Source organism: Leptospira johnsonii (assembly GCF_003112675.1).
Lineage (GTDB): Bacteria > Spirochaetota > Leptospiria > Leptospirales > Leptospiraceae > Leptospira_B > Leptospira_B johnsonii.
Map to the genome: position 1 here is coordinate 1 of NZ_BFAY01000014.1, position 16,143 is coordinate 16,143.

Sequence of the window (16,143 nt, forward strand, 5' to 3'; positions counted from 1 at the left end):
GGTTCATATTAATATTTAATCAAAATTTTTTATTTCAATGAATAGATTCAAGTAATTTAAAACATTTCTTTGATTCTTTATATTTCGAAAATGGCGTATAACGAACTAGTCGCTCCGAAGTCGCCGTGCTGAGCAATAGCGAAGACGGGAACGAGAATTGCCAAGCAATTCGAGTTACCGAGGCGATTTGGCGAAGCCCAAGCGCAACCTCGCGCAAGCGATGGTTAGCGCGCAGTGGAGCGGCGCAGTTATACGCCGTGGGCAGGTCTTACCAGATGGTTTTTAATCCAGAGATTTTATACTTTTTCATCACGGAATCTTTTGAAATTAAAGTATATTTCTTTGAAATACACTGCCAAATAATCATTCTATCAAAGGGATCCTTACGAAAACTTTCCTTCAATTTATGGTAGGAGGAAGCATCTTCAGGATTAAGTTCAATTGAATTGATATTTAATTTTTCAAGATAGTTTAAGATATCTTCTGGCTTTATCCCAGAAAGATTCAGTTTGCCTAATCTGAACTTTAAAGATATTTCCCATAAAGAGATTGAACTAACAAAAATTTGATTGTCTTGGTTTTCAATAATATCGATGACTTTCTTGCTTAATTGTTTTGAATCCGCAATAACCCATAACAAGGCATGAGTATCTAATAAATAATGCATTATAAATTAAGAAATTCCTCTTCGGAAATACTAAAATCTTTCGCAAAAGAAATTTTGACCTTCCCATCTAGGATGCCTACTTTTCTTTTTGAGGCTGTTTTTTTCTCAACGGGAACAATCAGCGCAACTGGTTTCTTTTCTTTACCGAAAAGAATTCCTACTTTTTCTCCATTCTTAACATATTCCAAGACCTCAGAAAAGTGAGATTTGAGCTCGCCAACGGGGAAGGATTTCATACTTTTAAATTTACAGTTAAGTTGACAACTTGTCAAGATAAAATACAGAGAATTTCTCAGGTTTTTTCTTTACCAATTATTTTGCCCATGGCGTATAACGACCAAGGCTTGACGACGTTTCGCGAGTCCGCAAGGACTTGGCGCGAGACTTGCCTTGCAAGGCGAGTGACAAAGCGAAATGTGCCGGAGGCCAAGCGAAGGTTGCGAAGCAATCCTGAAGCGCAGCGTCAGAGCCGAAAGTTAAGCGCCGTTTAATTCACTCATTGGCTGAATGTCGATTAGCGAATATTCATTCCTGCCTGTAATCTTTTTGCCCTTCAATAGCACTTTATCTTCCCAGAGCGGCTTTACAATGTCAGCAAGTATTGCATGATCAACTAATATAATAAAATCTTTATTGTTATCGTCCGTTATCTTTATTTTATTTTTCTTAGCATCAGCAAAAGAAAGAGTGCCTTCTATACTTATTATTTCATCAGTATCTGATATTGAATTACTTAGAAATGATGATTTTAATCTGTTAAATATTATACTTTTCTCTGCATTGTTAACATTTGCAGTAAATCCAACCATCTTTATATTCTCTCCGTCAGGAGCTAAAGACTGTGCCAACGCGATAAAATTTCTATAGTAATCTTCTTCCGGAATTATTTCCTTCAACTGATCCTCTTTTCTATCGTTTACATATTCGAGAGCCTTCAACAATTCTTCAATTACAGAATCCTGATTCTCGATTCCCGGTAGAATGGGCTCATTTTTGGGTTTACCCAGTTTAATTGTTATAGCATAGCTCGCAGCCCGAGGGACTGATAAATACAACTGAAAATCATCTTTTATTTTTTCTTCTATTCTACCTTTTGTCCGGAATGGTTTTTTGAGTTTTCTTTCGACTATTCTATATAGCATTTTCTCGGTAACATTGAACTTATCGATAAAGATATTACTATGAATTATTCCAAAACCAACTTCATTTCCGACTAAAGAGAGTTGAATTTCTTTATCATCAAGTTCGATGCCTTTAAGTTCGTTGTGACGAGCGAAATGAATTTCCTCTAAGAGATTTCTAAGCTCCTCCAGTAAATATTCAGGTGGATTTCCTGTAAGCGCTTTACAGGTGTAAATTTCAGCTTCACGCGGTTTGTCTGCTTTCAGTGCCAAAGCAGCTGCGCTGCGATAGAGAATTGTCTGTGATGGTTCAATATTAGTCTCTTTCTCTAATAAAGTTGCAGCCTTTGCTTCAAAACGATATGCAGCTCTAAAAAAGCCTACGAGCACGAGTTTTCTCGCCCTTAATTTTAGCAGATACCCCCCTTTCCGCCAGATCCATTGCAGTCTTGTGAAAAAGTTCAATTTGCTGCATATAGATTCACAACGGTTTTCGACTGAGTAAATTCTGACACGGAAATAAATACTGACAAACCAGAATTCGCCGATCGTTCTGCTTGTTTAATCTTACTATTTACTCGCTTAGTAATATCTGAATCACTCCCCTTGAGTATTCCAGAAACTTCTAGACGGGCTTTTCTTTGAAACAAAGGGCCTGGATCATCTTTTTCACCTAGCCAATAATCAATACCAGTCGATTTCATTGATCTTTCAATAATCTTATAATTCGTTTTATCGATTATTGTAGCCAATGCAAGACCTACTGCCGCATTTTCAGTTGCATCTTGTAGATCAGCATAAGTTTTCAAAAGTTGATCGGTAATTTTTATGAGTCTGACTTTGGCGAGCTCATTACATATGCCACTAAGATTTAACGAAACTGGATTAATTTTGCCAGTCTGATGGTAGCAGACACTAATATTTTCTACTAAAACCATACCGAGACTCTTTGTTAAGGCAGGTTGGCCTTTGGCAAGCTTCATAATTTTTAAGTATTTTGTTTTATTCATATTTGCTTAAATTTTTAAATGGCGCTTAACGACCGAGCCTTGCCGACGTTGGCGAGCTGAGCAAAGCGAAGACAGGCACGAGAATTGCTCTGCAAGTCGAGTGACTGAGCCAATGTGCCGTAGGCCAAGCGAGAGTCGCGAAGCGAGCTCGAAGCGCAGCGGCAGAGGCGAAAGTTAAGCGAAGTCCCGCCCAAACACGTTGCACCCAAAACAAATGTGCTATCAAAGAATAATCCAATACAATCGACTTGCCAACAACAATACGAGTCGCTCCCCTTTTGCGAGATTGGTTAGTCTATAACCATGAGATACATTACCTACTCTGGATTTCGAGATGCAAAAACCTGCGATGGCACCAGTCATAAATGGGGAGCGTAGTCAGAATCAAATCTACTGCGGCTCTTAAATGAATTCCTAGTATTTCCGAGCTTCAAAAACAAAAATAAAAATCTGCGGGATTTCGCTTAACGAACTAGTCGCTCCGAAGTCGCCGTGCTGAGCCATAGCGAAGACGGGAACGAGAATTGCTCTGCAATTCGAGTTACCGAGGCGATTTGGTGAAACCCGAGCGAGGGTTGCGAAGCATACCCGATGCGAAGCGGAGCGACGCAGTTAAGCGATGCGACCGCTTTTATTTGTAGCTATCTTTTCTTTGATCTATATCAACAAAGATTACTAATAGTTCATTATCTTTAATCAAATAAAATAAACGATACTTACCAATGCGATATCGATAAAGGCCATCAAACTCACCTTTCAGCTTTTTAATATTCGGTCCAAAAAAGGGATTCTTTTTAAGAATCGGGTATACGTAGTCAGTTAATTTCTTTTGAAGATGAGAGAATTGGCGATCTTTGAGTTTGCTTTGAAATGATTCAGTTTCCGCTATTTTATATTCAACGGACAACTTTATACTTTCCCTGCGCTACTTCTTTGAGACCTTTTTTCAAAGACGAAATAAGTTGCTTATCAGAGAGAATTTCATCCATCTCCTCATCTGAAGCATAAAATTCATTTGTGAGATACTGAATGGCAGCATTCTCAACAAAATTTGAGATAGTACGCCGCTCGCCTTCAGCCGCTTTTTTAAATATATCATAAATCGGATCTTCGATACGCAATGTAATTGTTTTAGACATACTCATTAGACCTGCATTTTTATTCATAATATAGCATTATAATTCTAATGTCAAATTGCTTTTTGTAGCTTTTTTAACAAAACTAACTCTTTGTTATTTTTAGTTTGGCAGACAAATTTAGCGGTCGTTTCGCTTAACGACCAAGGTGTTCCGACGTTTGCGAGCTGAGCAAAGCGAAGACAGGCACGAGAATTGCTCTGCAATTCGAGTGACTGAGCAAATGTGGCGTAGCCCGAGCGAGAGTCGCGAAGCGAGCTCGAAGCGCAGCGGCAGAGGCGAAAGTTAGGCGACGTCCGACCCAAACACGGTGCAATCTAAATTACTTTCTAATTTACTACTAGTAACCAGATGCCAAATCGATAAAAGTACTTCTTGTAACGAGTAATTCGCTCCGAATACGCGAAGCATTAGAATCTCTCGCTAAGATCAAATTATATAGATGCAATCCAATTCTAGGCACCAGATCATAACAGGAGCGACCGCGTGGGAATGAATTTAACGCCGGCCCGAATACGAAAAATATAAAACCTGAAGCCTAAAAACAAAATTTTGTCGGATGTGCGCCTAACGACCAAGGCTTGACGACGTTTCGCGAGTCCGAAGGACTTGGCATGAGGCTTGCTCTGCAAGACGAATGACAAAGCGAAATGTGGCGCAGCCCGAGCGAGAGTGCGTAGCATCTCGAAGCGAAGCGTCAGAGCCGATAGTTATACGCCGTGATGAGGTTTTACTAATTTAAATAGCCGCCAAAAACCCAAACCATACTAGTATATCGATTAGAAACGGCACAAGATGTATACCAGTCGAGATCTTGTTGAGCAAAATACCAATAATCTTCTATATTATTTATTTTCTCTTTCTTTGCAGTTCTAGCATATAGGACTAATTCCCTACCTTTAGGGAAATACGGAACTTGAAAGTTAGCATTTTCATCGCTTTGAGGACAATTGTAGCTTTTAGATTTAATTGAAGGTTTTTCTCTAATCATTATATTTGTTTTAGCTAATACCTTTCTAGGTTCAATTATGACCGATTCAACATCTTTAATTAGAATATTAGTTCCTACTGGTTTTAAAGAACTTCCATAATAAGAAGCCAGGCCACACTTTAACGATTCTGAATAAAAAGGATCCGCGGATTCTGGAATCAATTTACAAATTACATTTTCAACAAAGCTATTATCCTCAGGGCATAACGAGTTTTCAGCGGCGATTAAATGTAAAGTATTTCCAACCAAAGTATATTTCCCAGAGCCTCCTCCACACCCCTCGCCGATAAATTCTTCGGTATAAGTACCATCCGCTTTAAAAGTCATCAAGTAGCCATAAGAAAATAGCATTCCATAGTTCGACCATTGATTCTTAGTTAATTTATCTTTCGTTAAAATGCCAAGTGGAATATTTATCTCTTCTTTTACGCAACTCGACAAAAGCATTATTATAAATAGAATATTCTTTTTCATAAGTTTTTAATTACTCATCATGGCGTATAACGAACTAGGCGTTCTGACGTTGCCCGAAGGGCAATGTGGCGAAGCCCGGAGCGAGGGTTGCAAAGCAAGCCCGAAGCGTAGCAGAAGCGCCGGAGTTAGGCGACGTCCGACCCAAACACGGTGAAATTTAAATTACTTTCTAATTTACTACTAGTAACCAGATGCCAAATCGATAAAAGTACTTCTTGTAACGAACAAATCGCTCCGAATACGCGAACCATTAAAATCTATCGCTAAAATCAAATTAGGCGGATGCAAATCAACTCTCGGCACCAGGGCATAACAGGAGCGGCCGCGTGGAATAAATTTACATCCGGCCCGAATACAAAAAATACCAAACCTGAAGCCTAAAAACAAAACCTTGTCGGATGTTCGCCTAACGAAAGAGCAGCTCCGAAGTTCGGCGCGTGCGAAGCACTTGGCGCGAGACTTGCTCTGCAAGACGAGTGACAAAGCCGAATTTGGCGAAGCCTGAAGCGAGGGTTACGAAGTAATCCCGAGCGGAACGGAGCTGCGTAGTTAGGCGTAGTAACGCTTTTATAACTTACTTTTTATTAATTCTTTAATAACTAATAAATCACTTGGAGAAAAGTCCGCATCATACGGAAACTCGCCCGAATAAAAGCGAATTGAAAGGCTATTTGCATTTAGTAAATTATTCTGTAATTCCTTAGTTAGAATAACTTCGGCAGAATATGAGTTCCACGATGAAAATCTATAACCCTCAATACTATTTTTAGAATTTTGAAGTTCGATTTTGATTTTCTTATCATCTAGTTTGAAAAAAGCGGAAGAAGCCAATGGTGGATCATGGTCTGTGAATTTGGAAAAAAGATAACACTTAATAATAGGTTCTGAGCCTTCAGTCACTGTTTTCGTCAATGTTACAAAGAGTGTTTTAGCGCCTCGTGATATAGAATTTGTATAAGCATACAATTCCAAACTAAAGGTAGTCTGATTTTTAAAGTCATCTTTTAGAACTTTAATTTTCCCATACGAAAGGCATTGCAATGTTAATATACCTATTATTGCTATGACTGATTTTCTCATTTTTCCTGTTACATTATTATTACTATTTGTTAAATTGGAAGCGTTATTACGCCTAACGACCAAGGCTTGACGACGTTTCGCGAGTCCGTAAGGACTTGGCGCGAGACTTGCTTTGCAAGGCGAGTGACAAAGCGAAATGTGCCGAAGGCCAAGCGAGAGTGCGAAGCAGCTCGAAGCGCCGCGTCAGAGCCGATAGTTAGACGTAGTTGCCTAATTATAACTGATTATAGTAATCAATTCTGTTGAATCAAACATATCAACGGGAGAAATTACTGGTTCCGAATACGGAATATTATTCCCATATCTCTTTTTCATTAAATACTGTACTTTAGACGACGATAGATCAAAATCTTTTAACGTCTTTAAAATGCCTAATTTTTTACCTGTAAATTTATCATACAATTTCCAGATTAATTCAGTACAGTAGATACGATCATCTTGCCAGCCGAAATAAATGTCATAATGCCGACCTAAAAGAGAATCGCCATATTTCTTCATATCTTGAATTTTACTTTCGGTTAATACTGTTTCGCGATCTTTAAGTCGTTTGATAACATAATGATTTTTCTGACCTCTTTTAATAAAGGCAGATAAAGGGGTAATTTTTACAGGTTCAACCGCTTCAAGAACCTTATAGTCATTACCATATTTGAAAATGACTCCTACGTGAGTGTATCGCGATTTAGTTGCTGCTTTTATTGCTTTAGCTTGTTCAGAGTTTGATTCGTGGAATATAATATCCCCTTCCATCAAATCGGAAAACTTAATTTGCTCAGCTTTCAAGTCCCAAAAAGACAGAAATAGAATTATTACTAGGAAAAGCGTCTTATTCATTTTTTCTTCTTCAATTTTATTTTTAGGCAATTACGTCTAACGAAAGAGCGGCTCCGAAGTCGCCGTGCTGAGCCATAGCGAAGACGGGAACGAGAATTGCTTTGCAAGTCGAGTTACCGAGGCGATTTGGTGAAACCCGAGCGAGGGTTGCGAAGCATACCCGATGCGAAGCGGAGCGGCGCAGTTATGCGACGGTTTGACTTGCCTGCAGAGAATCGATAGAAATTAGCTAAAGCATTCCCGCATATAGGGTAAATCATCTACTCTGTGGTGGGACGTCGCGATTACTAAGCAAAAGACCCTGAAATTTCTCCAAATCAACAGGCTTAATATGCCTTTCTAACAAAGCTGGGAATCGGTGTAATTTCCCGCTTGGGCGTATCGGACGTCTTTCAAATCCACCGCCACAATTTGGGCAGACATTTTGCAAAACTGATCTAACGCAGTCCTCACAAAAGGTACATTCAAAAGAGCAAATGAAAGCCTCCAGGCTATCACTCGGGAGGAGTTTCGCGCAATTCTCACAAACGGGACGAAGTTCTAACATAACATTTACTTTCTGGAACCGGCTTCTTACCTTTGCAAGCAAGAGTCAAGAAGCACAAAGGAATTCATATTAGGTTGAGAACCGATGAACTCGTTTTTTGCAGGCCAAACTGTCGCATAACGACCAAGGTGTTCCGACGTTTGCAATGGCACGAGTTTGCTCTGCAAACGAAGTGACAGAAGCAAATGTGGCGAAGCCCGAGCAAGGGTTGCGTAGCAAGCCCGAAGCGCTGCGGAAGCACCGATAGTTAAGCGCAGTTTGCTTTACTTTTTGTATAAAACCGCTTTGTATTCGAAATCTTCTTGGGGATTATTTTCTACACGTTTTTCATCTTCAAGCAAAGGTTGAATCCAATCGTGCAATTGTGAAAGTTTATCAAACTTTGGAAAACGATTTTCTGGCCAATGTTCCAACATTTGCGTCAGCGAGAAGAGAGCTTCACAAGATCGTCTTGGAAATATGAAGGAATAACCTTCTTCTATTTCTTGATAGATCGAATAATGATGACTATAAAGAAATTCATCCCAATTCTCTTCAATTTCCGTTTTACTCTTTATATCAATTATTTCTGTGTCCGCAAATTCCTTTACAGCATTCTGGTCCCAAGCGTCTTTCAGAAGACTTCTAGCTTCGATATCTGTTTTTGGTCCACTATAACCGAATATAGTGAATAGGAAGTGATCCTTTAATGACGCACGCAACGAGTCCCAAGATCCTTTGATGAGAAAATCTGAGTTATAGTCTTTATGCTCAACTGGAAAAAGGATTGGTAGGTCATTGGATTTAGCACCACATTTCGGACACATCGTACTTTTAGGAAAAAGTAGATCGTCTTTTTCACAATAGTTATGCCAAACATTTCCATGGAGAAAAACAATATTAGGAAGATAATCTTTAAATTTATAGTTTCTTTCGTACGCCTTAATTAATAAAGGATCCCAATTAAAACTCGCTATGATATCTTTTTTTCTAAGAGAAAATAATAGATTATCATAAAGATTAACCTCATCAGGTAAATCGATTTTTTCAAAGTAATCTCTCACTCCTTTTTCTATCTTACTTTTAAGCGAATCAAACTGGCCTTTATCATAAATGTAGCTATATAATGCTTCAAAATCTTCGGAATACGCATTCAAGCCGTAAGACTTAATTTCATCAGTTAAATCCAGAAACTCAGAAACATTCTTCAAATTAGGAAGGAAGCGACCATTCTTATCTCCTTTCGGCAGAGCTGCGATACTCGCCCCGGCTCCTAACAAGAAGACATGTGATTTTCCTACAACATTTCGCATATTCTTATCAAAGCAAAATTTTAAGCAAATTGCGCTTAACGACCAAGGTGTTCCGACGTTTGCGATGGCACGAGTTTGCTCATGCAAACAAAGTGACAGAAGCAAATGTGCCGGAGGCCAAGCGAGAGTCGCGTAGCGAGCTCGAAGCGCAGCGGAAGCACCGGAAGTTAGGCGACGTCCGATCCAAACAAGGTGCATTCAATTGTTTGCATTTTGCTAATTCAGTAAATTGCCGTTTCGATAGAGTTCTTCTCTTTAGATGAAAAATTCCGCTCCGAATACGGCACCAGTTAGAACTTTTCAATGCAATCTAATTATCAAGATGAAACTCAAAGCTCGGCAGCAACACATCACAGGAGCGGACAAACCAGAAGGAAGATTCACTGCGGCTATATTAAAAAGATATTTAACCTAAATTAAAAAAGAAAAAATTTATCGGATGTCCGCCTAACGACCAAGCCTTGCCGACGTTGGCGAGCTGAGCAAAGCGAAGACAGGCACGAGAATTGCTCTGCAAGTCGAGTGACTGAGCCAATGTGCCGAAGGCCAAGCAAGAGTCGCGAAGCGAGCTCGAAGCGCAGCGGCAGAGGCGAAAGTTAAGCGATGTCCCGCCCAAACACGTTGCACCCTAAACAAATGCGCTATCAAAGAAAAGTCCGATACAATCAGATTGCCAACAACAATACGAGTCGCTCCCCTTTTGCGAGATTGACTCTCCTCTAATCATGAGCTTCTAGTCCGACTCTGGATTTCGAGATGCAAAAACCTGCGATGGCACCAGCCATAATGGGGAGCGAAGGTCAGAATAAAATCTACGGCGGCTCTTAAATGAATTCCTAGTATTTCCGAGCTTCAAAAACAAAAATAAAAATCTGCGGGATTTCGCTTAACGAAAGAGCGGCTCCGAAGTTCGGCGCGTGCAAAGCACTTGGCACGAGTTTGCTATGCAAACGAAGTGACAAAGCCGAATTTGGCGTAGCCTGGAGCGAAGGTTGCGAAGCAATCCTGAGCGGAACGGAGCTGCGTAGTTAGGCGAAGTGTGGGGGTTTAACTTACCGTTCTGTTAATTTACCAGTTACATACTGATGCAATATACTTGAAACCAAAGTCTGATAAGGAATTCCAATCTCCAATGCCTTGGTTTTTAATAATTGAATATCTTTCCCTGCTATACGGATATTCATTCTCTTATCTTTTAGTAATGTATTCTTGGCAGCAGATTTGAATTTCTTTAAGTATTGAGCTTTATTATCAACTGGTTTCCATTCATTTCGCTCGATAGAGGATTCCAAATCTTTCTCTTCTTGGCTAAGTTTATATTTCATAAATTTGCCTCCGGCAGATATACGCTAGTGTACTTTCTTGATGGATATGCTGTTTTAAAGAAAAACGTATCTTTGCTCTCAATTGTAGGAATTACCCAAGCATAATTATCGATTTCTACAATTATAATGATTTGATTAGGATATTTTTTCGTATTTGGATGCTTTAAGATATCCAAAACTGCTCCAGACTCAATCTCAACAACAACTCTTTCAAAACTAATATTCCGCTCAGTTTTTAAGACTTCGTTCTTATGATTATCCCAATCAAAGATCACCTATCTATATTATTAGACGTGTGCCTAATGTCAATACAAAGATTGCCATCTAAATATTGTATAATTTTGCTAAAATAATCCCAAAATTAAAAGATAGCAAATGAATAGAAATTCCTATAAAAGGAAATTTTACCCCCACATTTCGCCTAACGACCAAGGTGTTCCGACGTTTGCGATGGCACGAGTTTGCTCTGCAAACGAAGTGACAGAAGCAAATGTGGCGAAGCCCGAGCGAGAGTGCGAAGCAGCTCGAAGCGTAGCGGAAGCACCGAAGTTATACGCTGGTCGCTATCTTCTCTGAATATTCCCCATAAAAGTCATTCAGTAAAATGAAAACATGGGGCTTTTCAGTCAGTAAATGGTCCGGTTTTTCGAAATATATTTCTGACAAATATGCAAAGAGTTCCGCTTCATCACTGACGAATTCAGATGAATCAAATAATTCCTTTCTTATTTTTGGATAACCTTCAATTAAAAATTTTGTCCACGCTCTATAGAAACTCTCATCATTTAGCTGAGGAATCCCGTCAAAATCTCCAGATGTCAAATCAATGACATGCGTAAATTCATGAGTAACAACACAGTCTCCATCATTATGAATTCTAAATCCTCTTTCAATGGCTCTCCATGATAACCCCACCATGCCTTGATTGCCAGTTACTCCATCCACATAGTATGAAATTTCTTCGGTTTTAAATGCAGATGGAAATACAACAATTGTATGTATTGAATCGAAATGATGTAATCCAATATTCCTTACTAATCTTACTGCCAAACATGCTATGAGGTATTTATGGGAATCAGTTACCTCAAAACTATTGGCCCCTATGAATTTTTTCGAGGTCTTAAAATGTTGAATTAGGATATTGATTTTTTCCCTTTCTTCCCCTTCCAAATTCTTATAGTATTCTACTCTTTCATCAAGGAAAGTTATCCAAACTTTTGGAATATTAACAAAATGTGAGAAAGGGCGAAGTAAAATTCGCCTTACTAATCCAAGTAATTTATTAATTTTCATAACGATTTATAGCGACTTGCGTATAACGACCGAGCCTTGCCGACGTTGGCGAGCTGAGCAAAGCGAAGACAGGCACGAGAATTGCTCTGCAATTCGAGTGACTGAGCCAATGTGCCGAAGGCCAAGCAAGAGTCGCGAAGCGAGCTCGAGGCGCAGCGGCAGAGGCGAAAGTTAAGCGATGTCCCGCCCAAACACGTTGCACTTTTAATATATTCGAATCTAAAGAAAGATCCGAAACAATAAAATTAACGAGCTAAATAATACCCGCTCCCCATTTGCGAGATTGGTTAGCCTATAACCATGAGCTACATTACCGACTCTGGATTTCCAGATGCAATCACATGCGATGGCACCAGCCATAATGGGGAGCGAAGGTCAGAATAAAATCTACGGCGGCTCTTAAATGAATTCCTAGTACTTCCGAGCTTCAAAACAAAAAACCAAATCGTTGCGGGATTTCGCTTAACGACCAAGCCTTGCCGACGTTGGCGAGCTGAGCGGAGCGAAGACAGGCACGAGAATTGCTATGCAATTCGAGTGACTGAGCCAATGTGCCGAAGGCCAAGCAAGAGTCGCGAAGCGAGCTCGAAGCGCAGCGGCAGAGGCTAAAGTTAAGCGATGTCCCGCTCAACCACGTTGCACCCTAAACAAATGCGCTATTAAAGAAAGATCCGATAAAATCGGATTGCCAACAACAATACGAGTCGCTCCCCTTTTGCGAGATTAGTTAGCCTATAACCATGAACTACAAGTCCGACGCTGGATTTCGAGATGCAAAAACCTGCGATGGCACCAGCTTAAATGGGGAGCGCAGTCAGAATAAAGTCTGCGATGACTTATAAAATAAAATTTTATTATTTCCGAGCTTCAAAACAAAAAACAAATCTTTGCGGGATTTCGCTTAACGACCAAGCCTTGCCGACGTTGGCGAGCTGAGCGGAGCGAAGACAGGCACGAGAATTGCTATGCAATTCGAGTGACTGAGCCAATGTGCCGAAGGCCAAGCAAGAGTCGCGAAGCGAGCTCGAAGCGCAGCGGCAGAGGCTAAAGTTAGGCGACGTCCGATCCAAACAAGGTGCATCCAATTGTTTGCGTTTTGCTAATTCAGTACATTGCCGTTTCGGTAGAGTTCTTCTTTTTAGATGAAAAATCCCGCTCCGAATACGGCACCCGTTAAAACTTCCTCTGCAATCTAATTATATGGATGAAATCAAAGTCTCGGCACCAGAACATCACAGGAGCGAGTAAACCTAAAAAATTCACTCTGGCTTATTCAAAAAATATTTAACCCTAAATTAAAAAAGAAAAAATTATCGGATGTCCGCCTAACGAACTAGTCGCTCCGAAGTCGCCGTGCTGAGCAAAGCGAAGACGGGAATGAGAATTGCTTTGCAATTCGAGTTACCGAGGCGATTTGGTGAAACCCGAGCGAGGGTTGCGAAGCATACCCGATGCGAAGCGGAGCGACGCAGTTATACGCCGTTTGAAGTAATTAATCTTTTGTAATCTTTATTTCGTTAACAGTCCCAAGATAGTCTGTCGGCAATTTGAAACTTATATCTTTATCCGTTATTTTCATATTCGGATCAAAACCACGACCCTTAAAAGCATCTTGCCAAGGAACCATATACTGTCCATTGTCGGATTGGAAAAGAAGCCATGAGAAAAACAAATCATATTCCCTATTACTCGAATTTACATCTCCAAGCATCTTAAGATCAAGATTAATATATATAATAGTACGTTGATACTCCGAGTCAGAATTAGGAATCCAAAGTATCAAAGCATTTATAGGCTGGCCATGCTTTTCAAATCGAAATGGGTCATAGATGGATTTAATGGCAAAGACTCTAGCCCGGTTTTCTAATTTATCGTCGAGATACACTGCAGCATCCAAAGGTGGGAAAATAAAACGACCAGTTAAAGTGACAAATTTGATTAAAGGAATATTGCCCAATAAGAGAATAGAAATATAAACGGCCACGCCTATTCCGATAATCGCGATCACCTTTTTCTCTTTTGTAATTTTCATATTAAGCAAATCTTTCAAATGGCGTATAACGAACTAGTCGCTCCGAAGTCGCCGTGCTGAGCAAAGCGAAGACGGGAACGAGAATTGCCCTGCAATTCGAGTTACCGAGGCGATTTGGTGAAACCCGAGCGAGGGTTGCGAAGCATACCCGATGCGAAGCGGAGCGACGCAGTTAAGCGATGTCCCGCCCAAACACGTTGCACTTTTAATATATTCGAATCTAAAGAAAGATCCAAAACAATAAAATTAACGAGCTAAATAATACCCGCTCCCCTTTGCGAGATTGGTTAGCCTATAACCATGAGCTACATTCCCTACTCTGGATTTCAAGATGCAATCAAATGCGATGGCACCAGCCATCATGGGGAGCGAAGGTCAGAATAAAGTCTGCGATAGCCTATAAAATAAAATTTTATTATTTCCGAGCTTCAAAACAAAAAACAAATCTTTGCGGGATTTCGCTTAACGACCAAGCCTTGCCGACGTTGGCGAGCTGAGCGGAGCGAAGACAGGCACGAGAATTGCTATGCAAGTCGAGTGACTGAGCCAATGTGCCGAAGGCCAAGCGAGAGTCGCGAAGCGAGCTCGAAGCGCAGCGGCAGAGGCGAAAGTTAAGCGAAGTCCCGCCCAAACAAGTTGCACCCCAAACAAATGTGCTATCAAAGAATAATCCAATACAATCCGATTGCCAACAACAATACGAGTCGCTCCCCTTTTGCGAGATTGGTTAGCCTATAACCATGAGATACATTACCTACTCTGGATTTCGAGATGCAAACACCTGCGATGGCACCAGTCATAAATGGGGAGCGCAATAAGAATAAAGTCTGCAATGCTCTTTGAAGAAAATTTTAATACTTCCGAGCTTCAAAAACAAAAATAAAAATCTGCGGGATTTCGCTTAACGAACTAGTCGCTCCGAAGTCGCCGTGCTGAGCTATAGCGAAGACGGGAACGAGAATTGCTCTGCAAGTCGAGTTACCGAGGCGATTTGGTGAAACCCGAGCGAGGGTTGCGAAGCACACCCGATGCGAAGCGGAGCGGCGCAGTTATGCGCCGGAAACCTTACTAAGGATGCGTGATCAAAAAGATCTCGATACCATAAAGCTAGTACCTGTCAGCGAACCTTTGATCATTAACGTGGTATTCGAATCCCCTATTTTACGAAGAAAATAGTCTGTCACAAGCACAGCCCCTAACACACTCAATAACACCGACTGCTGAATATCAGTATCAATTTGCTGATTAAAGTGCTTAATATTTTTGGCTGCATCATGATAAACAAATAGTCCTGCAGGAATGTTACTAAAATTTCCGACCGAATAACTATCCGACATCGCCCAAAGAGAAAAATACTGAACCTTATGATTATAATCCTGCTTTAAATTCTGTGAATAGATATGATGACCATACGATATCCCACCTAATAGAGCGATGATGCCAATACCAAGTTTCATATCTTGGCGTTCTTTCAATCTCCGTAATTCTGCTTCAGTTTCCGCAAAAGCATTTATCGAAGTAAAAAACAGTAAAATTACGAAAATATTCTTTTTCATTTATAATATTTGTCCTTAGTAAGTGTTTCTGGCGTATAACGAACTAGTCGCTCCGAAGTCGCCGTGCTGAGCCGTAGCGAAGACGGGAACGAGAATTGCTTTGCAATTCGAGTTACCGAGGCGATTTGGTGAAGCCCGAGCGAGGGTTGCGAAGCATACCCGATGCGAAGCGGAGCGACGCAGTTAGGCGTAGTCGCTTATCTTTTTAAGACAATTTTGAAAGAATATATCTTTCACCAAGTCCTTCGCCTTCATAGTAGGCAAGTTCTCCTGGAAGAATAGAAATAATCGACGAATAGCCAGAACTAACTATCTCATTTATTCCTTCGTCAAGCCTGAGAAATTTCCTGTCCCATTTCGAACTTTCCGAAATTATATATACCTCATTCGGAACATCTCGGACACTAATAAGAGCCTTATAGATTTCATCGAGTTCTTGAAAAGAGCCAGGAATTTTCCGCATATTGGAATTTATAAAATGCTGAAAATGAGACAACGATTCGCGAAATTTCTTTCTAATCCGAGGTTTTGTCAGTATTTGTTCAAATCTATCTCTATACGTTCTTTCTATAAATGAAATTGAAAATTTAAGAATATGAATCTCTTCCGAATATAGCATTTTTAAAATATGAATTTCTCCAAATATTCTTTAATTTTCTGTATTTTAGACTGATAAATTTTAAGCGATTACGCCTAACGACCGAGCCTTGCCGACGTTGGCGAGCTGAGCAAAGCGAAGACAGGCACGAGAATTGCTATGCAATTCGAGTGACTGAGCCAATTTG

17 protein-coding genes are annotated in these 16,143 nt (G+C 40.2%); 1 reads left to right on the forward strand and 16 read right to left on the reverse strand.

The genetic code is table 11. From position 1 onward, the window contains the following. Positions 1–268 precede the first annotated feature (268 nt). From LPTSP_RS18880 to LPTSP_RS18925, 10 genes are all read right to left on the reverse strand, one after another. Positions 269–667, reverse strand: coding sequence for a type II toxin-antitoxin system VapC family toxin (locus LPTSP_RS18880; RefSeq protein ID WP_108930307.1), 399 nt, complete (start codon positions 665–667; stop codon positions 269–271). Then, complete coding sequence (locus LPTSP_RS18885) at positions 667–903, reverse strand: type II toxin-antitoxin system Phd/YefM family antitoxin (protein ID WP_108930308.1); 237 nt, start codon at positions 901–903, stop codon at positions 667–669. The genes LPTSP_RS18880 and LPTSP_RS18885 overlap by 1 nt, the downstream gene beginning before the upstream one ends. Before the next feature lie 240 nt (positions 904–1,143). Beyond that, positions 1,144–2,178, reverse strand: coding sequence for a hypothetical protein (locus tag LPTSP_RS18890; RefSeq protein ID WP_135354767.1), 1,035 nt, complete (start codon positions 2,176–2,178; stop codon positions 1,144–1,146). 71 nt (positions 2,179–2,249) lie between these two features. Then, positions 2,250–2,798, reverse strand: coding sequence for a hypothetical protein (locus tag LPTSP_RS18895; protein ID WP_108930310.1), 549 nt, complete (start codon positions 2,796–2,798; stop codon positions 2,250–2,252). Between the two features lie 631 nt (positions 2,799–3,429). Continuing rightward, a complete protein-coding gene (locus tag LPTSP_RS18900; protein ID WP_108930311.1) occupies positions 3,430–3,705 on the reverse strand; it encodes a type II toxin-antitoxin system RelE family toxin in 276 nt (91 codons plus the stop codon). Continuing rightward, positions 3,695–3,937, reverse strand: a complete 243-nt coding sequence (locus LPTSP_RS18905) for a CopG family transcriptional regulator (RefSeq protein ID WP_036090277.1) — start codon at positions 3,935–3,937, stop codon at positions 3,695–3,697. Before LPTSP_RS18905 ends, LPTSP_RS18900 begins: the two co-directional genes overlap by 11 nt. Before the next feature lie 730 nt (positions 3,938–4,667). Further along, the gene (locus LPTSP_RS18910; protein WP_108930312.1) at positions 4,668–5,399 is read right to left on the reverse strand and encodes a hypothetical protein; all 732 of its coding nucleotides are present in this window, start codon (positions 5,397–5,399) and stop codon (positions 4,668–4,670) included. A 567-nt stretch (positions 5,400–5,966) separates the two neighbouring features. Continuing rightward, positions 5,967–6,479, reverse strand: coding sequence for a hypothetical protein (locus LPTSP_RS18915; protein WP_108930320.1), 513 nt, complete (start codon positions 6,477–6,479; stop codon positions 5,967–5,969). Positions 6,480–6,689: 210 nt separating this feature from the next. Beyond that, positions 6,690–7,313: a YiiX family permuted papain-like enzyme gene (locus LPTSP_RS18920; protein ID WP_108930321.1), complete on the reverse strand. Its 624-nt coding sequence runs from the start codon at positions 7,311–7,313 to the stop codon at positions 6,690–6,692. A 256-nt stretch (positions 7,314–7,569) separates the two neighbouring features. Next, positions 7,570–7,860 carry a DUF1272 domain-containing protein gene (locus tag LPTSP_RS18925; protein ID WP_108930313.1) on the reverse strand — a complete coding sequence of 97 codons (291 nt, stop codon included), beginning with the start codon at positions 7,858–7,860 and terminating at the stop codon, positions 7,570–7,572. Positions 7,861–8,016: 156 nt separating this feature from the next. Here LPTSP_RS18925 and LPTSP_RS19380 point away from each other — a divergent pair, with 156 nt between their 5' ends. Beyond that, entirely contained in the window at positions 8,017–8,076 is a 60-nt protein-coding gene (locus LPTSP_RS19380; RefSeq protein WP_108930322.1) for a TraY domain-containing protein, read from the forward strand. 47 nt (positions 8,077–8,123) lie between these two features. On the opposite strand, the gene LPTSP_RS18935 is transcribed toward LPTSP_RS19380, so the two are convergent. The 6 genes from LPTSP_RS18935 to LPTSP_RS18960 form a co-directional block, all read right to left on the reverse strand. Then, positions 8,124–9,350, reverse strand: a complete 1,227-nt coding sequence (locus LPTSP_RS18935; RefSeq protein ID WP_108930314.1) for a hypothetical protein — start codon at positions 9,348–9,350, stop codon at positions 8,124–8,126. 854 nt (positions 9,351–10,204) lie between these two features. Beyond that, on the reverse strand, positions 10,205–10,477 hold the full coding sequence (locus LPTSP_RS18940) for a hypothetical protein (protein ID WP_002756875.1): 273 nt from the start codon (positions 10,475–10,477) through the stop codon (positions 10,205–10,207). Further along, positions 10,474–10,752, reverse strand: a complete 279-nt coding sequence (locus LPTSP_RS18945; RefSeq protein ID WP_108930315.1) for a toxin — start codon at positions 10,750–10,752, stop codon at positions 10,474–10,476. The genes LPTSP_RS18940 and LPTSP_RS18945 overlap by 4 nt, the downstream gene beginning before the upstream one ends. 274 nt (positions 10,753–11,026) lie before the next feature. Beyond that, a complete protein-coding gene (locus LPTSP_RS18950) occupies positions 11,027–11,770 on the reverse strand; it encodes a M90 family metallopeptidase (RefSeq protein ID WP_108930316.1) in 744 nt (247 codons plus the stop codon). A gap of 1,492 nt (positions 11,771–13,262) precedes the next feature. Next, complete coding sequence (locus tag LPTSP_RS18955; RefSeq protein ID WP_135354768.1) at positions 13,263–13,802, reverse strand: hypothetical protein; 540 nt, start codon at positions 13,800–13,802, stop codon at positions 13,263–13,265. A 1,082-nt stretch (positions 13,803–14,884) separates the two neighbouring features. Next, the gene (locus LPTSP_RS18960; RefSeq protein ID WP_108930318.1) at positions 14,885–15,358 is read right to left on the reverse strand and encodes a hypothetical protein; all 474 of its coding nucleotides are present in this window, start codon (positions 15,356–15,358) and stop codon (positions 14,885–14,887) included. Positions 15,359–16,143: the final 785 nt, after the last annotated feature.